The organism is Deinococcus yavapaiensis KR-236 (assembly GCF_003217515.1).
GTDB classification, from domain to species: Bacteria; Deinococcota; Deinococci; order Deinococcales; family Deinococcaceae; genus Deinococcus_A; species Deinococcus_A yavapaiensis.
Genome location: NZ_QJSX01000012.1, coordinates 19,617 through 37,963 on the forward strand (window position 1 = coordinate 19,617; position 18,347 = coordinate 37,963).

An 18,347-nucleotide genomic window follows, 5' to 3' on the forward strand; every position below is an offset into this window, starting at 1 on the left:
AAAGGAGGCCTTTCATGATCCGCCGATGGGCGCCCGCTCTTCACACGGCGGGCCCCGCCTCGTGTACAACTGGCACAACCGCACGACACGCCGCTCGACGCGTTGCAAGCCGCACGAACTCAAGGGGACGCCGTCATGATGGACTTCGACACGCCGTTGAATTCTCGAGCCGCCTCGCTGCCCGCGAATCTCGTTCCGCTCGTCGGGCGGGACCGTGAACTCGCCGAGCTCGACGCTCTCCTGAGCGACCGTGACGCTCCGGTCGTGACCATCACCGGCCCGGGAGGCTGCGGCAAGACGACGATGGCGCTCGCGGCGGCGGCGCGGGCCGCGCCCGACTTCCCGGACGGGGCGCGGGTCGTGCGGCTCGCGCGGGTGAGGCACGACGCCGACTTACCGAGCGTGACCGCGCGGGCCCTCGGCTTGAAGGACCCCGAGAAGGCGGCGTTCGAGCGCGTTCGCGCCCACTTGTGCGCGGCGCGCCTCCTGCTGGTGCTCGACAACGCGGAGCACCTCCCGGCCGTGGGCGGATTCTTGCGCGATCTCTCGACGAGCGTTCCCGAAGTGAAGGTCCTCGTGACGAGCCGCGTGCCGCTCGGCTTGGCCTTGGAGCGCGAGTACGCCCTCACGCCTCTCGCCTTGCCCGAGGCGGACGCGACCTTGGAAGAAATTTTGCGGGCGCCCGCCGTCGAATTGTTTCGGCGCAGAGCGCTCGCCGTGCGTCACGGCTTCACCTTGACCGGAGAGGACGCGCTCGCCGCCGCCGACATCGTGCGCCGCCTCGACGGCCTTCCGCTCGCGATCGAGCTCGCGGCGACGCACCTGCGTACCTTGTCGCCGCGCGCCTTGCGGCGGCTCTTCTCACCGACGCTGGATTTGCTGACGGGCGGACCGCAGGAGTGGCCCGAGCATCAACGGTCGATGCGCGCCACGATCGCGTGGAGCGACCGCCTGCTTCCCGAGAAGGCGCGCCGCGTTCTGAGGACCTTGAGCTGCTTCACGGGCGGCGCGACCTTGGAGAGTCTCGCTGCGCTCTTGGACGGGCCCCAGCACGAGACGCTCGCCCTCGTAGAGGTGCTCGTACGTCACAGCCTCGTCTGCTCGGGCGAGGACGCCGACGGCACGCCCCGCTTTCAGCTGCTGGAGGTCATCCGTGAATACGCCGCCGAGCAGCAGGACGCGCTCGACGAGACGCACGCCACGCGCGTTCGTCACGCTCACCACTTCCTCGCCCTCGCCCGGAGGCTCGACGAGGACGTCTGGACTCGGCGTCAGGCGAGCGTCCTCCAGCGCTTGGAGCGCGACCATGACAACTTTCGCTCCGCCTTGCGCTTCTCCTTGGAGCACGACCCGCCGCTCGCCTTGCTGCTCGCGTCTCGGCTCGGGAACTTCTGGAGCGTCCACGGGCACCTCACGGAGGGCCGCCGCTGGTTGAATCGGGCGCTGCGGGCGACGGACGCGCCCGAAGGACGGGCGAGGGCCACGTACACCGCCGGGGAGATGGCGCGCATGCAAGGCGATCACGTCGAAGCCGCCGAGCACTTCCATGATTGCTTGGCCCTCGCGCGGTCCGAAGGCGACCGCTTGCACGTCGCCGCCGCGCTGAACGCCTTGGGCGTCCTCGCTCACAACGCCGCCCGACCACGCGAGGCCCGCGCGTTTCTGGAGCAAGCCTTGCCGCTTTGGGAAGCCGAGCAGCGCGACTTCGGACGGACGACGCCGCTGTTCAACCTCGGTCGGCTGCACTTGTACTGGGGAGACGCGCGAGAAGCCGTGCCGCTGTTGACGCGCGCGTTGACGTTTTGGCGCTCCAATGGCAACTTGCACGGCGTCGGTTACGCCTTGTACGCGCTGGGACGCGCCGCCTTCGAGCTGGGAGACGACGCTCGTGGCGCGGCCCTGCTCAGAGAAAGCCTCGAGGTGCGCGAGGGCATCGGTGACGAGCGGGGCGTCATCGCTTCGCGTACGGCGCTCGGCTTGGCGGAGGTGGCGCGAGGTGATTTGACGGCCGCGCGGCCATTGCTGTCCGAGGCGTTGACGCGGGCCGTGCGGCTGGGACATCAGCGAAACGTGGCCGAGACGCTGGAGGACTTCGCGAGCTTGGCCGTTGCGGTGGGCGCCTACGAGGACGCCGTTCGGTTGTCGAGCAAAGGGCAGGCGCTTCGAGAAGCGATCGGCGCGGGCCTCGCACCGCTCGATGAGCGCTACGTCACCCGTGCGATGAAACGGGCGCGGGCGAAGCTCAGTCGAGCCGCGTACGAACGCGCTCGCCAAGAGGGACAGACGATGAGCGTGGACGACGCGTTGGTCGTCGTGACGCGTTTGGACGTGCGCGCCGATCCGAAGCGGGCAGAGGACGTGCTGACGCCTCGCGAGCGTCAAGTCGTCGTGTCGATGGCAGCCGGGCTGAGCAATCGGGAGATCGCTCGGCAACTGGAGCTGAGCGAAAAGACCGTCGCTCGTCACTGCGAGAACGTCTTCAACAAGCTCGGAGTGAACTCGCGCGCCGCCGCCGCCGCGCACGCCATTCGCGAAGGATGGGCTTGACGGACGCGCGAGCGTATGGGTCGTTCGCCCGATGCCGCCACGAAGCGTCGAGCGCACGCTGAGAGCGGAGGTCAGCATGCGCACGAAATTGCAGGTGGTCACGTTCGCGGTCTTCGCTTCTCTCGCCCTCGCCCAGACGCCGAGCATCGTCGCGACCGTCTTCACGACCACCCTCGGAGAGCAGAACGTGAAAACGCCCGAGGTCAGCACCGAGGCGCTTCGAGGTGTCCTGGCGGACGGAAGCGCGTTGGTGTTGGACGCGCGTCCTCACATGGAGTGGGCGACGAGCCACATCCCCGGCGCCCTCAACGTCGCTCCCAAACCGGGCGTTTCGATGAGTCAGTACGTGAGCGACACGCACGAAATCGAACGCCTCGTGCAAGGCGAGAAGGGCAAGGCGCTCGTGCTGTACTGCAACGGTCCGATGTGCGGCAAGAGCAAGCGGCTGAGCGAGGATCTGCTCAAGGAAGGCTTCACGAACGTGCGGCGGTATCAACTCGGCGCTCCCGTCTGGCGAGCGCTGGGAGAGGTGATGGAGACGGAAGGAGACGGCGCGAAGTACGTGTACGCGGCAGACCGCACGGCTCGCTGGGTGGACGCGCGCGACCGAGCGGCGTTCGCCGCCGCTTCGCTGGACGGCGCCGTGAACATCACGCTCTCGGACGTGGCGAAAGCGAAGGACGACGGGCGTTTGCCGATGGAGGATCACAACACGCGCGTGATCGTCTTCGGCGAAAGCGCCTCTCAAGCTCGAACGGTCGCGCAGGAAATCGCGAAGAACGCGTTTCACAACGTCTCGTACTATCCTGGCAGCTACGAACAGCTTCGGGCCGCCCTGCGGTGAGGACCGTGAAGTGAGCGAACAGTCGAACGGGCGCGGAAAACCGCGCCCGTTCGACCACGTTCTTCAGCGCGCCCACGCTTGCTTGAGCACCCGCAGGATGTTTCCCCCGGCGACCTTGGCGATGTCCTCGTCGCTGTAACCGTTCTTCACGAGCCAGCGAACGATGTTCGGGAAGGCTTCGGCGGGGTTCTCCAAGCCGTCGACCCACTCCACCTTCGGGTACGGCGCCGCGCCGCGCGACTCGCCGATGGACAGCGCGCGGGCGAAGACCGTGTGCAAGCCCACGTGATCGCCGTACAGCACGTCCGGTCCGAAGGCGACGTGGTCGATGCCGACGAGGTTCGCGCAGTACTCGAAGTGCTCCATGAACGAGTCGATGGAGTGCACTGGACGATGTTGGGTGATGGTCGTGTGCGGCGCGGCCTCGATGCCGATGACGCCGCCTTTCTCGGCGCACGCTTTGATGATGTGGTCGGGCTTGAGGCGGTTGGAGTTCCACAAGGCGCGCGCGCCCGCGTGCGTGATGAAGATCGGCTTGTCGCTCACCTCGATGGTGTCGAGGCTGGTTTGATCGCCGCTGTGCGAGACGTCGATCGCCATGCCGAGCTTGTTCATGCGCTTCACGGCTTGACGTCCGAAGGAGGTGAGGCCGCCGTCACGCGCCTCCTTGAGGCCCCCGCCGAGCTGATTGCCTTCCGAGTAGGCGATGCCGAGGCAGCGCACCCCGAGTCCGTAGAGGATGTCGATGCGGTCGAGCTCGTTTTCGATCATCGCCGCGCCCTCGATGCTGACGACGAAGGCGATCTGACCGTTCTTCTTGGCGTTGACGAGATCCTCGGTGGTGGTGGCGAGCACCACCATGTCCTGATGCGCGATGTCCGACAAGCGCATTCCGAGGTCGTAGATGACGTCTTCCCACTTCCAGCCGCCGCGCGACGTGATCATGGCCGTGCCGTTCATGAGGTTGTCGAACACGACGTCGAGGCCCGAGTGGCTCAAGCCTTCGTAGCCCGTCCAGTCTCGGCCCCAGCGGCGAAACTCGAAGATCTCGTCGAGGTTTTTCGGCGCGATGAAGCAATGGTCGTGTAGCGAGATCATGAGGTGCTCGCCGAAAACGCGGCGAACGCGCTCCTCTTGCTCCGGGGTGACTTCGACGCGCTTGCTCGGAACGCGGTTCAGTTCCGGGGCGAGTTCGAAGACTTTGTAGTCGACGTCGGGCTCCAAGTACGAAAAGGACTTGTAGCCGCTGTAACGCTTGGCCTGCATCGGCTGGTTCTGCGGCGATTCGTTGGAGGCGTGCGCTTCACGGGTGTCCGTCATGAGCGGGTCCTTTCACGCGCGGTGGCGTCAAGCGTTCGGGTCGTTGGCGTCGCGGAGACCGTCTCCGAACAAGTTGAAGGCGACGACCGTCAGCAAGATCATCGCGCCGGGATAGAGGGCGAGCCACGGAGCGTTGTAAAGGTAGTTCTGCGCGCCGTTGAGCATGTTGCCCCACGACGCGGCGGGCGGTTGGATGCCGAGTCCGAGGAACGACAGGGCCGACTCGGTGAGGATGGCGAACGAGATGCCGATCGTGGCATTCACGATCACGGTCGGAGCGACGTGCGGCAGGACGTGGCGCATCAGAATGCGGGCGTCGCCCGCCCCGAGGGCGCGCGCCGCCTCCACCGCGAGTTCTTCTCGGTAGCGCAAGATCTCGCTACGAACGAGGCGCGCGAGGCCCATCCAAGACGTGAGGCCGATGACGAGCACGAGGGGCAGCAAGCCCGTTCCGAAGAAGGTGAGGCCCAGCATCGCGATGAAGAAGCCGGGAATGGCGAGCATTCCGTCCGTGAAGCGCATCAACAGCGCGTCGGTGACGCCGCGAAAGTAACCGCTCAGCCCGCCGACGAGCACGCCGAACACGACGGACACGAGCACCGCGAAGAAGCCGACCGTGAGCGACACCCGGCCGCCCAGCATGAGGCGGATCAGGACGTCGCGGCCGTTCTCGTCCGTTCCGAGCGGATGGGCGCCGCTGGGCCGCGCGAACTGACTCGCGAAGTCGATTTCGGTCGGGGACGCCTTGTGGAAGAGCGGGCCGAGGACGCTGAAGGCGACGATGAGCAGCAGCACGAACACGGACGCGACGGCGGCGGGGTTGCGAAGGAAGCGCCGCACGCGGCGGCTGAGACGGCGCGGCTTCGAGCCTCCCGAAACGGGCACGCGAACGTCGGGCACCACGTCAAGCCTCCGTTCGGACACGAGGGTCCACCACGGGGTAGAGCAGGTCGACGAGGAGGTTGAACAAAACGACGGCGAGCGCCACGACGAGGGTGATGGCGAGGATGAGCGGGTAGTCGCGTCCCAAGGCCGCCTCGACGCTGAGGCGGCCCATCCCGGGCCACGCGAAGATCGTCTCGGTGACGGCCGCGCCTCCCACGAGGCGCGGCAGTTGCAGTCCGATGGCCGTGAGGACGGGCAGCAAGGCGTTCTTGAGAATGTGCTTGTACTGAAGGCGAAGCGGCCCGACGCCCTTGGCCTTGGCGGTACGCACGTAGTCCTGCATGGCGGCCGTGCGGGCGCTGGAGCGCGTGTAGCGCAGCACCTCGGCGATGGTGGCGCTCGCCAAGACGAGCGTCGGGAGAATGAGGTGGCGCAAGGAGTCGAGGAGGTTGCCTTCCATGCCGGGCGCGTTCATGCCGCCGGCGGGCAAGACGCGCAGCACGACGGCGAAGAGGATGATCAGCATGAGGGCGAACCAGAAGACGGGCACGGCGACGAACACGAGGCTGACCGTGCTGAGCAGGCGGTCGAGCAGGCTGTTGGGCCGCAAGCCGCACATCAAGCCGAGCGGCACGGCGACGAGGACCGTGACGAGCAGCGCCGTCCCGGCGAGCAGCAAGGTGTTCGGAAGGCGCTGCCCGATGACTTGCAAGGTCGGCGTGCCGTACAGAAAGGACGTGCCGAGATCGCCGCGCACGACACCCGCCGCGAACTTCGCGAACTGCTCGGGGACGGAGTCGTTCAGGCCGAGGCGCTCCGCGATCGCCGCGCGTTCGACCGTGCCGAGGTTCGGGTCGGCAAGGAGGGACGGCCCGCCGGGCGCGAGGCGCACGACGATGAAGGTCACGACGCACACGACGGCCAGCACGATCAGGGCGTGCCACAAGCGGCGCAGGATGTAGGGAACGGGCATGATCTCTCCTCGGGACGGTCAGGAGCGCTCAGCGCAAGTCGAACTTCTCGGAGTGGCGCAAGGCGTCACGAATGCCGAGGTCGGGCACGCCGGTGAGGTTGCGACGAATCGCTTGAAGTTCCTTCGGGTACCACAAGACGAGAACGGGCGGATCGGTGAGTTCGAGGCGTTGCAAGTTGGTGTAGATGATTTTGCGCGCGGCGAGGCTCGTGGTTTCGCGTCCGCGGCGCAGCAGTTCGTCGGCTTGCGAGTTGCTGTAGAACGCTTGGTTGTTGCTTTGCCCCGTCGCGTAGTACGAGTACTGATCGGGATCGGGCGCGGTCGTCCACCAGATGAGGTTGGCGTCGTACTTGCCGGTCAGCAGGAAGTCGCGCACGAGCGTGCCGAACTCCAAGGTCTGCAGCGTGACGTCCATGCCGATGCGCTTGAGGTCTTGCTGCACGGCGAGCGCCGCTTGTTCGCGCGTGGGGTTGCCGCGGTCGACCATGAGGCTGAACTTGAACGGCTCGCCTTTGGCGTTGACGAGCGTGCCTTGCGCGTTGCGCTTCCAGCCCGCTTGCGCGAGGATTTGCAAGGCGCGGTTCGGGTCGAACTGCACGGGCTTGATGGACTTGTTGAAGTAAGCGCGCAAAGCCGTCGGGATGGTGCCGACGGGGTAGTCGGCGTAGCCGCGCAGCACGCCTTCGATGATCGCCTTGCGGTTCACGGCGTACTGCATCGCTTGGCGCACCTTCGCGTCCTTGAACAAGGGGTTTTTCAAGTTGAAGAACACCAGGAAGTGCTGGACGGCGTCGGCTTGCTTGATGCGGACGTTCGGGTCGTTTTGCAGGGCGGCGAGGTTGAACGGCTCGACGTTCACCCAGTCAAGTTCGCCCGAGCGGAGTTGCGCGACTTGGGTGTTGATGTCGGGCACGACTCGGAAGGTGATGCCGTCGAGTTTCGGCTTTGCGCCGTAGTAGTCGGGGTTCGGAACGAGGGTGATGCTGGCGCCGGGAACGACGCGCGACACCTTGTACGGCCCGGTTCCGATGGGCATTTGGCGGTTGAAGGCGTTGTAGTTGTTGAGGTCCTTGCCTTCGAGCAGGTGCTTCGGCACGATGCCGGCGTTGTGGCCGAGCAGGATGAGGAACGGCGCGAACGGCTTGGAGAGCGTGAACCGTACCGTGTTGCGGTTCACGGCGACGACGTCTTTGATGGAGTTGAAGTCGGAAACGAGGCGCGAGCCGGATTGCGGATTGATGATCGTCTTGAAGGTGAAGACGACGTCGTCGGCCGTGAAGGGTTGCCCGTCGTGCCACTTGACGTTTTGCCGCAGGTTGAAGGTGTACGTGAGGCCGTTGTTGGTGACGCGCCACGACGCCGCGAGGTCGGGTTCGGGCTGCAAGTCTTCGTTGGGCCGCACGAGGCCCGGGAAGATGACCTTGTTGACGAGGATCGACCCGAGGTCGGGCGCGACGAGAGGATTCATGATGGGGTCGTTGATGAGGGGCAACTTCAAGACGTTGCTTTGCGCGCTTGCGCCGGTGACGGCGAGGGCGACTCCGAGGGCGAGGAGAGCTTTTCTCATGACAAAACCTCCGTTAGAGAGTGGGAGCGGGCGTGGGCAGGGCGGCTCGGACGGCGCGAGCGGCGTCGCGCAGCGTGGCGATCACGCGGTTTTGGCCGCGCGTGAGGTGCGTTTTGTGAAAGCCGATCTTGTCGGGCGCGACGTTCGCAAGGTCGAGGGCGACCGCGAGGTCGGGAAGCGGCGGGACGGAAATGGCGGGATCGTGAAAGAACGGCGCTTGGCGCGTGAAGTTGACGCGCGTGAGCAGGCGCGTGACGGTGAGGTACGCGGCGTTGACTCGGCGCACGGTGTCGTCCGTGAGGGGGCGTCCGTCGAGAGTGGCGGCGTACGCGTCGAGCTCGGAGATGACGGCTTTGAGCGCCGTGAGTTCGTCGTGGACGCGTGAGAAGTCGAAGTGGCTTTTGGCCGCCGCCTGGTACTTCGTGACGGCCGCCGTGAGATCGTCGACGGCGAGGGTGTAATCGAAGGGCAGGGTGGTGGCGTTCGCCGCGCGCAGCGTGCCGAGCGCGTAGATCCGCATGTCCTTGAGCAAGATGTCCTTGTTGGCGACGTCGATGGTGTCGTCCTCGGTGTGCCAAGCGATGTTGCCGCCGCACCCCCCGACGGCGTAGTAACCTTTTTCGGCGCGCAAGTCGTTGGGCATGGTGCTGAGGAGCATGAAGTACCCGGTGAGCCCGATGTTGTTGAACGAGTAGTCGCCCGCGCGAGGAGGGCGTTCTCCGAAGGATTCCTGCCCGGTGACGTCTCGAATGACCGCTTGGGCGTAGCGTTCCGCCTCGGGCATCCACGAGACGTCTCGGTACTCGGTGGCGTCGCGGCAGCCGGGCGAGTCGCAGTTGACTTGCGCGACGCAGTGGTCGTGCAGTTCGAGAGCGAACGTGTCCGAGAACCAAGTGCTGCCCGCGTAGCGTCCCGTGGAGTGGCCGGGCCACCACGCGATCTTGACGGTGCGCCGCAGTTCCGAGCGGCGTTCCCACAGGACGCGCGCGATTTCGAGGAGGGTCGCGTCTCCAACGGCGTTGTCGCCGACGCCGACGTCCCACGAGTCGTAGTGACCGTGCAGCAGCACGAAGGCGTCGGGGTCTTCTCTCCCGGGAATGGTGACGACCGGGATGGGCGATTCGAACCAGCCTTCGTCGAGGTGCGTGAAGAGGGTGATGGCTTGGCCATCATGTGCCGCGTCGATGAGAAGCGCGCCGTCGTGGCGGTTGACGCTCACGACCGGGATGTTGGGCTTGCGGGGCAGGCCGTCGAGGTCGGGCGTGCCCCAGATGCTCGTGCAGATGCCCCAGTGGGCGCGGTCTCCGGGATTCACCGCGATGACGCCGAGGGCGCCGCGTTCTTCGAGTTCGCCGACCTTGCCGGGCATGCCGAAGCCTTCGGTGACGACGATCTTGCCGCGCACGTCGACGGCGTCGCCGAAGAGGGCCTTGGAGAACATCTCGTCGGCGTCGGCGGCGTACACGCTGGGTTGATGCACGAGGGGCGCGGTGTGGCCGCCGGGAAGGCTCGCGCTCATGGCCATGGCCTTGGCGTGCAGGGTCTGGTCGCCGAGGCGGATGGAGGCCGAGCGGGGAATGCTGAGGTACAGTTCGGGCCGGTGCACGTGGACGGGAACGCCGTGCGAGGTGAGACGCGCGACGAGAAGGTCGGCGGCGGTTCGAACGTCGGCGGGATCCTCGCGTTTCAAGCGCGAGAACCGTTCGATCAATTCCCAGGGAGCGTCGAGCGTGATGGCGTCGAGGGTGGCCTGTTCGGCGTCGGTCAACATACCTTGCCTCCGGTCCTTCTGCCTGTTTTACCGTATAAAACAGCGTTTTTTCAGGTAAGATTCCAGGTAGTTTGAAGGAGTCCTCATGCCAAAGTCAAGTCCTCTCAGCACGACACGTCCGTACAACATCGCGGCCCTCGAAAGCGCGATTCACATTCTCGAGCTCGTGGGACACGAACCCGGACTGAGACTGCAAGGCCTCGTCGAGCGAAGCGGGCTCAACAAAAGCCACGTCTTCCGCATTCTTCGCAACCTGCAAGACCACGCCCTCGTTTGGCAAGACGACGTCGGCGCCTACCGCCTCGGGCAAGCCGCGTACCTGCTCGGGAAACGCGCCGAGTCGCAATGGTCGCTCACGCGCGCCGCGAGGCGCACCCTCGACGACTTGTCGGCCGCCACGCACGAAAACGTCCACCTCGTCGTGCGTGATGACCTTCACTCCGTCGTCGTGGACTTGCGCGAATCGCCGCACCCTATCCGCATGTACGCCGCCGTGGGCCGCATCGGGCCGTTGCACGCGGGCGGCACGCCGAAAGTGCTGCTCGCCTACGCGGGCGAGGACGTGCTTCGCCGCGTCTTGAACGCGGGTCTGCCGAGCTTCACGGCCCACACCACCGCCGACCCCGCCGAACTGCGCGCGGTCTTGGACGACATCCGGCGAGAAGGCAGCCACGTCGCCATCGCCGACTTGGAGGACGGCACCTTCTCGATCGCCGCGCCCATCTTCGACCACGAGGGACGAGCGGTCGCCGCCGTGAGCGTGGCGGGACCGCTGCTGCGCTTCGACGACGAGCGGCGCGGACGCTACCGCCGCCTCGTCGTCGAAGCGGCGCGGCGCATCTCGCGCGACCTCGGCTTCAAACCTTGAGCGTCGAGATGAGCTTCACTCGCCCGTCGGGTAGGTGTCGGGCGCTTCGCCCTCGGTCCAGCCGCTCGTCGGATCGAGGGGCGCGAGGGCCGTCGTCTCGTCGAGGTGCAACACCGCGTCGTACTGCTCGGTGAGGCGCGTCTCGGAGTAGTGACTCCAACGCTCGGTCTCCGGGCGGTAGATCACGCCGATGAAGCGCTGCAGCCTGCCCTCGCTCAAAGCGTGAGTCGCTTCGTTTCGCTCGCGCAAGTCCAGCCAGAAGTTCGCGAGGCCCACCTCGTGCAGCAGTTGCTCGTAGCTTCGCTTGAGGCCCGGACGCACGCGGCGTCGGCGCGCGGGACCGCCCCAGTCGTCGGCGGCCGTCACCTCGCCGTGGTGGGTCGTGAGGCCGAGCAGGAACGTCTCGCCCGGATGACGTTCGCGCATGAGTTGACCGACGTTGAGCTCGCCGCGCTTCCACCCCATGTCCGTCGCGCGGGCGTCTCCGAGGTGCGAGTTGTGCGCCCACACCACCACCTTGGCGGAGCGTCCCTGCGACGCCAGGTGTTCGGCGAGGGCGTCGATCGTGTCCGCCATGTGTGTGTCACGCAAGTTCCAAGTGTCGTCGCGCCCGCGAAACATCGCGCGGTAGTACCGCTCGGCGTTCACGGCCAGGCGCGCGTTCTGCTCGGCGTGGAAGTGCTCGTCCCCGGACAGCAGGCCGCCCCTGGCGAGTTCGCTTTCGCGGCGTTGCAGCTCCACGAGTTGCGCGACGACCTCGTCCTCGCACGGCTCCACCGAGTGGTACATCGTGGCCAAGCCGTACTGCTGGGGATCTTGCTCGAACGGATCGAAGCAACTGTAGCGGCGCCGCGCCCGTTTGGCCGCCTCGGGATCGACGCGGTCCAAGTACGCGACGACCTCGTCCATGGAGCGGTGCAGGCTGTAGAGGTCGATGCCGAGAAAGCCCGCCGCGCGTTCGGGCTGCCGAGCGTTGTGTTCTCGCAGCCACGCGGTGAACGCCACGACGTCCTCGTTGCGCCACATCCACTTCGGAAAGCGTTGGAAGTCGCCCAGGGCCTGCTCGGGCGTCGCGTCGCCTCCTTCGCCGCGCACGAAGCGGTTGACGCGGTACGCGTCGGGCCAGTCGGCTTCCACCGCGACCGCCGAGAAGCCGTGTTCTTGAATCAATCGCCGCGTGAGGCGCGCGCGCTCACGGTAAAACTCGTGCGTGCCGTGAGACGCCTCGCCGATGAGCACGAACCGCGCGTTTCCGATGCGCTCCAACAATTCGTCCTCGCACGCACGGTCGTCGTTCCAAGCGCGCGCCGCCGCGCCAACCGCCTTCGCCGCCGTCATCAAGTTCGTCATCATTCGCTCCTGAATTCGACCGTAACCGCTCGCGCTCAAAGCGACCCTCGACTTGGCTGAACGCGCCTCGCCCGACTTCTCAGCGAGACGAGGCGTCGCGTGTGCAACAGGAAGGAGCGCAAGTTCCACTTCGAACGCTATGTTTATAGCAGAATGAGGGGTACGATTCGGAGGAATTCATGACGAAAGCTGCCAGAAAAACCGACACGCCCACCGCGCCCGACACGGCCACGTTCGAGACGTTCGACGCGCTCATGGCGACCGCCGCCGTCGACAGCGTCATCGCGCCCCTCGCGCGTGACGGCGCGGACGGCGTCACCCTCAACCGCGAGCTCAGCGCCGCCCTCGCCGTCGCGCACGACCGCTGGGGCCTCGGGCTGCTTCACTTGCGCCACGAAGCGCACCTCGTGCAAGGCGGCGACCGCGCCGACATCGCCCTGCTCGTCGACGGCCGCGAAGCGGCGCGCGTCTCGGCGGGATCCGCCGCGATTCGCGCGAGCTACGAGGCGATGCGCGCCACGGACGAAAACGACCTCAGCGCCTGGGGCGTGCTGCCCGACGGCCACCGCGCGGTCATCAAGAACAGCGCGCAAGTGCGCGTCCTGATCGAGGACGCGCGCGACTTCGAAACGCACTGGACGACCGAACGAAGCGGCGCCTACTCGCGGGTTTGGCGCTCGGGCGACACGCTCGGCGTCGAGGTGCATCGCCCCGCGTCCCCGTCCACCGCCTTGTCCGATGCCGCTTGGGACGCCATCGCGTCGATCAAGAACCGCACGTTGCAACGTGAATTGATGCAGCGCAGCAACACGGTCGGAATGCTCGGCGCCCTGCTCGGCGCGCGCCACAAGAACGCCGCGGCCGCCCTCGAGCACCTGCCCGAAGCGCACTTCACGATTCGTAGCGTCGTCGTGCGCGCCACGGGAAGCGAAGGCCGCGACTTCGAGCGCTACAAGGCGTTGGTGAAAGAAGCGACCGCGCAACTCGAGGACTTGCAAGCGGCGGGAACGCGCCACCTCGGGCAACTGCTCGCGCTCGGCTTGAAGTGAAGGCGGCGCTCGGCGCGACTCAAACGCCCAGCTGACGCCCGCGAGGACCCAGCCAGTTCGCGATGCGTTCCGAGACGTTCTCCACGTGATCGCCGATGCGCTGCAGCGAGCGCCCCACGCGCAACAAGGCCAAACCCTCGTTGACGGCGTGCGGGTGTTCGTGCAGGTACGTGACGAGCTCTCGGTAGAACTGGTCGTGCTGCTCGTCGATGTCCAAGTCGAGCGCGGTCGCGATGCTCGCCGTGTCGGCGTCGCGCTCCGTCAAGGCTCGGGCGGTCATGGCGAGCATCGTCTTGATGGTCGAGATGATGCGCCGCAAGTCCGTGTAGCGCCGCATCGGCGGATTCACGACGAGCACCCTCGACGCCTCGGCGACGTGCACGGCGTAATCGCCCGCGCGCTCCAAGTCCGAGAGGGACCGAAAGACCGCCATCAAGAAGGTCGCGTCCGCGCGCGGGTCCTCGCTGATGACGCGCAGACAGCGATCTTCCAGCGCGTCTTGCAAGGCGTCCACCTGACGGTCGAGGGCGCGCACTTGCGCGACGTGATCGATGCGACCTTCCAACAAGGCTTCGCTGGCGAGCACGACCTGCTCGTGCACGAACGACAACATCCGCAAGAAGTCCACCGCGATCGCGTGCGTCGCCGAGTCGCTCACCGCCCGCCCCCCTTCGCGGGCGCGGGAATCGTGAAGCCGAACTCGTTGCAGCGCTCGGCGCGACGTCCCCACACTTCGCCGCGCCACGCTTCCACGAGGCGCCGCACGATGTAAAGGCCCATGCCGCTTCCGCGCGACGTCGCTCCGCGACGCCGCGCCTCGAAGACCGTCTCGTAGTCGGACAGGGCCTCGCCCTCGTTCGTCACGGTGACGCGCACGACGCCGAGGTTGGCGTCACGCCGCGCGGCGAGCGTGACGACGCCGGGACTCGTTCCGTGCCGCGCGGCGTTCTCCAACAAGTTGATGAGGACTTGCACGAGCTTGTCGGGATCGCAGCGCACGAGAAGACGCAAGCCGCTCGTGCGTATCGTCACGCCGCGCCGCGTGAACTCGTCGTGCGTGAGACGCACGACGCGCTCGACGGCCTCACCGACGGCGAAGGTACGCTCGGCGAGCGGCCGGAACTCCACGGCGAGGTCCTCCACGAGGCGCACGAGCCGCTCGGTTTCCAGCAAGCCGAGGTCCACGAAGCGTGCGCGCGTCTCCTCGTCCTCGGCGACCGCGAGGGCCTCGAGAAGTCCCTTGATGGCGGCGACGGGCGTGCGAAACTCGTGCGAGAGGACCATGGCGACTTCACGTAATTCGCGCTCGCGCTGCCGTTCGCGCGTCACGTCCGACAAGATCAGGGCCCCTTTCACGCCGCGCGCCAAGAGGTGCCGCTCGCCGAGTTCCACGTCCGCCTCGTCGCGCTGCAACGCCGCGCGTTCGAGGCGGTGGTCGCGCACGACTTCCAGCAGCAAGCGTCCCGCCGCTTGAGCGCTCGCCACGCCGAGGATGTCTTGCGCCGCGCGGTTGAGCTTCGTGACGCGGCCGTCCTCGTGCCACACGACCGCTTCGGACAAGGCGTCGAGAACGTCCAGGTCGACGTCGGACGTTCGAGCGCCGACGTTCACGCGCTCTCCCGCATGCGGTACCCGCGACCGTGCACCGTCTCGATTTCGCCCGGCTCACCGCTCGGCAAGTCGAGCTGGCTTCTCAGGCGAGCGACGTGCTGATCCACCGTTCGCTCGGTTCCGAGGTAGTCTTCGCCCCACACGCGGTCGAGCAACTCTCGGCGCGCGTACACCCGCCCCGAGTTGCGCGCGAGAAAGGCCAGCAAGTCGAACTCGCGGCGAGCGAGCTGCAACAGGCGACCGTTCGACGTCGCCGTGCCCGTATCCTCGTCGACTTCTACCGCGCCGACGCGCAGCACGCGTCGGCGCGGCGCGGCGCGCCGCAGCAGCGCGTGAAGGCGAGCGACGAGTTCCGCCGCGCTGAACGGCTTCGTGAGGTAGTCGTCCGCGCCCGAGTACAAGCCCGACACCCGCTCGGACTCGCTGGCCCGCGCCGTGACCATCAGCACGGGCAAGTGCGCTAGGGACGGCTCGTCCCGAAGGCGGCCGAGCCACTCCAACCCCGAGCCGTCGGGCAAGTTCCAATCGAGCACGACGGCGTCCGCTCCCGAAAGCGCCGCTTCCCAACCTTCTCGTCCCGTGACGCAAGGCCGCACCTCGAACGCCGCGCGGCGCAGGTGGAACGCGATGACTTCGCGAACGGACGGTTCGTCCTCTATGACGACGATCACAGGCTTCATGATGAATTCGAAGGCAGAGCAGCGAGCAGACACTTCTCGCGCGCCCAGCATAACAGACCTCATCGTGCGCTCCGCGCCCGTCTTCGCGATGAGCCGCGCGCCGCTTGACATTCATTTGACAATGAACGGCTTACCTTGAAAGGTTGTCACAACTTCATGACATCGCTTCGGTAGCGTGGACGGGTATGGCGCTGTTCAGCTTCCTGCCCAAATCCCCGAACTTCTTTCGGTTGTTCTCCGCGTCCGGCGTGAACGCCGTCGATACCGCGCGCGCCCTGCTCGACCTCTTCGAGCGCTTCGAGAACGTCGAGGCGAAGGTGCGCCGCATTCGCGAACTCGAACATGAAGGCGACCGCCTCTCGCACGAACTCACCAACGCCCTCACGACGACGTTCCTCACGCCTTTCGACCGCGAGGACATCATCGATCTCGGCGAGAACCTCGACGACTTCGTCGACTACATGGAGGAGGCGGCGCGCCGCGCGTGGCTGTACCGCATCCACGCGCCGACCGCGCAGGCGCAAGCCTTCGCCCGCGTCCTCGTGCGGCAAGCCGAACTGATCGCGCGCGGCCTACCGCTTTTGGAGGACGCCAAGCGGCACGACGAGCTTCAAAAGATCGTCATCGAAGTCAAGACGCTCGAAGACGAAGGCGACCGCCTCTACGACGAAGTCGAGGCCGACCTGTACGAAAACGTCGGCGACGTGAAGTCCCTCGTGGCCGCCATGCGCTGGGGCGAACTGTACAACTTGCTGGAAGACGCGACCGATCAAGCGCAGCGCGTGGCGAAGACCATCGAAGGGATCTTGCTCAAGCATGCCTGACCCCGCCCTCGTGGGCTTGATCGCGATCATCGCGCTCGCCCTCGCCTTCGACTTCATCAACGGCTTTCACGACACGGCGAACGCCATCGCGACGTCCGTGGCGACGCGCGTGCTCAGCCCCGGTCAAGCCGTCCTGATGGCCGGAGTCTTGAACGTCGTCGGAGCTTTGACGGGCACGGCGGTCGCCAAGACCGTCGGCAAGGACATCGTCGCGCCCGAGTTCGCGACCCTCACCCTCGTCGCGGCGGCGCTCCTGTCGGCGATCACCTGGAATCTCTTGACGTGGTGGCGAGGCTTGCCGAGCAGTTCGAGCCACGCGCTCGTCTTCTCGATCGTGGGGGCGGGCGTCGCCGAGGGTGGCTGGCGCATCATCGAGTTCAAAGGCCTGCAAAAAACCTTCGCGGGCCTTTTCGCCTCGCCGCCGCTAGGCTTCCTCGTGCCGATCGTGCTGATGCTGATCTTGATCTTGCTCGTGCGCCGCTGGAAGCCGCGCACCGTCACGCGGGTCTTCGGGCGCCTGCAAATCCTCTCGGCGGCGTACATGGCGTTCAGCCACGGCGGCAACGACGCGCAAAAGACGATGGGCGTCATCACGATGGCGCTCGCCGCGTACCTCGGCTGGCAAGGCAACGAGTGGAGCGTGCCGCTGTGGGTGGTGCTGTCCGCCGCCGTGGCGATGGGCCTCGGCACGGCCACTGGCGGTTGGCGCATCATCAAAACGATGGGCCATAACCTCGTGGCGCTTCGGCCCATCGACGGCTTCGTGGCGGAAGTGTCCGCCGCGACGATCATCGAGACGGCGACGCGCCTCGGGATCCCGGTCAGCACGACGCACGTCATCTCCACGAGCATCATGGGCGTCGGGACGGCCAAAGGGGCGCGCAACGTGCAGTGGGGCGTGGCGGGCCGCATCGTGACCGCCTGGGTGCTCACCATCCCGAGCTGCGTCGCGCTCGGCTACCTGTGGTTCAAGCTCGTGCACCTCATCGCGGGCTGACGTTCGCGAGCAAGGAAGAGGGGCGGCCCCACGCGAGGTCGCCCCTCTTCCTTGCTCGCATTTCTTGCTCAAGGCCGCTTCTTGACGTCCTGATTGGTGTACACGACGCCGCTCGACGGCTGGAACAAAAAGCGTCGCCCGTCGAGCACCTTCACCGTCTCCGCCTTGCCTCCGTCGTACTGCAACGTCACCGTGTCGCCTTCGAGCGGTCCTCCGGCCTTCACGTCGTAACGACCCCAGACGGTCGTCATGTCGTACGTCGGCTGAAAGGCCGCGTCGAGCCCTTTGGGCAAGGTGACGGTGTGCACGAAGCGGCCGTTGGGATAGAAGAAGAACTCGGTCGCTTGGAAGGTCTTGTACTCGCGCTGGAAATTCAAGTTCCTGGGATCTTGGTAGTACCGCGTCAGAATCGTCAAGTCCATGAATTGCAGCCAAGGCGAGGTGTACACGATCGCCTTCGCGACCGTCCGTACCGGGTTCGGGTCCTCCTTGCGGTTGACGAGCGTGGGCTTTCCGACGGGGTACTTCTTCTGCCACGCTGCCGCGTCAGTTTGCAAATCGGCGAGACGGCGGGCGTACGTCGTCGGGGCGGCGCCCGCCCCCGCCGTGCGCCGCATGTCGATCCAGCCCGCGAGGGTCATCTCGTCGCCCGTCACGCCGTAATCGAGCTTCTCGGGGCCGCTCACGAGCCACTGACACAGCAACTTCGCGCTTTGCAGTCGGCACGTACCCGGCTCGGCCTTGACGGCGCTCGAAGCGTTGGCGTGCGCCACGAACGCGCGTCCGTCGGGCAGCAGGATGACTTCGAGGTCGCCGACGATGTTTTCCCACACTCCGACGAGTTCGTCGGGGAGAGCGGGCGCGGCGAGGGCGGGGACCGCGAAGGTCAGCAAGGCAGTCGATGCGAGGGCGAGGCGGGCCGTTCGGTTCATGATTCTCCTCCGACGGCCAAGGTACGCGTGCACGCCCGCGGACACATCGTTCGACCCAACGTCTCGACTCGAGCGTCCGCGCGCCTCCGAGCGTCACCTCGTTGGATTCAACCACCTTCGCCCTCCTTG

Annotated in this window: 16 protein-coding genes; 6 read left to right on the forward strand and 10 right to left on the reverse strand. The window is 66.5% G+C overall.

Going from position 1 to position 18,347, the window contains the following annotated elements:
- The first annotated feature begins 135 nt into the window (after positions 1-135).
- Together DES52_RS14785 and DES52_RS14790 are read left to right on the forward strand one after the other, a co-directional pair.
- Positions 136-2,547, forward strand: a complete 2,412-nt coding sequence (locus tag DES52_RS14785) for a tetratricopeptide repeat protein (protein ID WP_110887602.1) — start codon at positions 136-138, stop codon at positions 2,545-2,547.
- Between the two features lie 76 nt (positions 2,548-2,623).
- Positions 2,624-3,391 carry a rhodanese-like domain-containing protein gene (locus DES52_RS14790; protein WP_110887716.1) on the forward strand — a complete coding sequence of 256 codons (768 nt, stop codon included), beginning with the start codon at positions 2,624-2,626 and terminating at the stop codon, positions 3,389-3,391.
- 63 nt (positions 3,392-3,454) lie between these two features.
- Here DES52_RS14790 and DES52_RS14795 read toward each other — a convergent pair whose 3' ends face one another.
- Genes DES52_RS14795 through DES52_RS14815 form a run of 5 tightly spaced genes read right to left on the reverse strand, consistent with a single transcriptional unit; the run spans position 3,455 to position 9,907 of the window.
- Entirely contained in the window at positions 3,455-4,711 is a 1,257-nt protein-coding gene (locus DES52_RS14795) for a dipeptidase (RefSeq protein WP_245901033.1), read from the reverse strand.
- 27 nt (positions 4,712-4,738) lie between these two features.
- Complete coding sequence (locus tag DES52_RS14800; RefSeq protein WP_245901035.1) at positions 4,739-5,614, reverse strand: ABC transporter permease; 876 nt, start codon at positions 5,612-5,614, stop codon at positions 4,739-4,741.
- Position 5,615: 1 nt separating this feature from the next.
- Positions 5,616-6,569 carry an ABC transporter permease gene (locus DES52_RS14805; RefSeq protein WP_110887603.1) on the reverse strand — a complete coding sequence of 318 codons (954 nt, stop codon included), beginning with the start codon at positions 6,567-6,569 and terminating at the stop codon, positions 5,616-5,618.
- A gap of 28 nt (positions 6,570-6,597) precedes the next feature.
- Positions 6,598-8,136, reverse strand: coding sequence for an ABC transporter substrate-binding protein (locus tag DES52_RS14810; RefSeq protein WP_110887604.1), 1,539 nt, complete (start codon positions 8,134-8,136; stop codon positions 6,598-6,600).
- A gap of 13 nt (positions 8,137-8,149) precedes the next feature.
- Positions 8,150-9,907, reverse strand: coding sequence for a M28 family peptidase (locus DES52_RS14815; protein ID WP_110887605.1), 1,758 nt, complete (start codon positions 9,905-9,907; stop codon positions 8,150-8,152).
- 85 nt (positions 9,908-9,992) lie between these two features.
- On the opposite strand from DES52_RS14815, the gene DES52_RS14820 reads away from it, so the two are divergent.
- The gene (locus tag DES52_RS14820; protein ID WP_110887606.1) at positions 9,993-10,775 is read left to right on the forward strand and encodes an IclR family transcriptional regulator; all 783 of its coding nucleotides are present in this window, start codon (positions 9,993-9,995) and stop codon (positions 10,773-10,775) included.
- A gap of 15 nt (positions 10,776-10,790) precedes the next feature.
- On the opposite strand, the gene DES52_RS14825 is transcribed toward DES52_RS14820, so the two are convergent.
- Positions 10,791-12,125 (reverse strand): erythromycin esterase family protein, encoded by a 1,335-nt coding sequence (locus DES52_RS14825; protein ID WP_110887719.1) that lies wholly within the window; start codon positions 12,123-12,125, stop codon positions 10,791-10,793.
- A gap of 179 nt (positions 12,126-12,304) precedes the next feature.
- On the opposite strand from DES52_RS14825, the gene DES52_RS14830 reads away from it, so the two are divergent.
- Positions 12,305-13,174: a DNA repair protein gene (locus DES52_RS14830; RefSeq protein WP_110887607.1), complete on the forward strand. Its 870-nt coding sequence runs from the start codon at positions 12,305-12,307 to the stop codon at positions 13,172-13,174.
- A gap of 19 nt (positions 13,175-13,193) precedes the next feature.
- On the opposite strand, the gene DES52_RS14835 is transcribed toward DES52_RS14830, so the two are convergent.
- Genes DES52_RS14835 through DES52_RS14845 form a run of 3 tightly spaced genes read right to left on the reverse strand, consistent with a single transcriptional unit; the run spans position 13,194 to position 15,465 of the window.
- Complete coding sequence (locus DES52_RS14835; protein ID WP_110887608.1) at positions 13,194-13,832, reverse strand: phosphate signaling complex PhoU family protein; 639 nt, start codon at positions 13,830-13,832, stop codon at positions 13,194-13,196.
- Complete coding sequence (locus tag DES52_RS14840) at positions 13,829-14,785, reverse strand: sensor histidine kinase (RefSeq protein ID WP_245901037.1); 957 nt, start codon at positions 14,783-14,785, stop codon at positions 13,829-13,831. The genes DES52_RS14835 and DES52_RS14840 overlap by 4 nt, the downstream gene beginning before the upstream one ends.
- Entirely contained in the window at positions 14,782-15,465 is a 684-nt protein-coding gene (locus tag DES52_RS14845) for a response regulator transcription factor (RefSeq protein WP_110887721.1), read from the reverse strand. The genes DES52_RS14840 and DES52_RS14845 overlap by 4 nt, the downstream gene beginning before the upstream one ends.
- 185 nt (positions 15,466-15,650) lie before the next feature.
- Here DES52_RS14845 and DES52_RS14850 point away from each other — a divergent pair, with 185 nt between their 5' ends.
- Together DES52_RS14850 and DES52_RS14855 are read left to right on the forward strand one after the other, a co-directional pair.
- Positions 15,651-16,289, forward strand: a complete 639-nt coding sequence (locus tag DES52_RS14850) for a DUF47 domain-containing protein (RefSeq protein WP_110887609.1) — start codon at positions 15,651-15,653, stop codon at positions 16,287-16,289.
- Complete coding sequence (locus DES52_RS14855) at positions 16,282-17,286, forward strand: inorganic phosphate transporter (protein ID WP_110887610.1); 1,005 nt, start codon at positions 16,282-16,284, stop codon at positions 17,284-17,286. The genes DES52_RS14850 and DES52_RS14855 overlap by 8 nt, the downstream gene beginning before the upstream one ends.
- Positions 17,287-17,354: 68 nt before the next feature.
- On the opposite strand, the gene DES52_RS14860 is transcribed toward DES52_RS14855, so the two are convergent.
- Entirely contained in the window at positions 17,355-18,218 is an 864-nt protein-coding gene (locus DES52_RS14860; RefSeq protein ID WP_110887611.1) for a hypothetical protein, read from the reverse strand.
- Between the last annotated feature and the right edge of the window lie 129 nt (positions 18,219-18,347).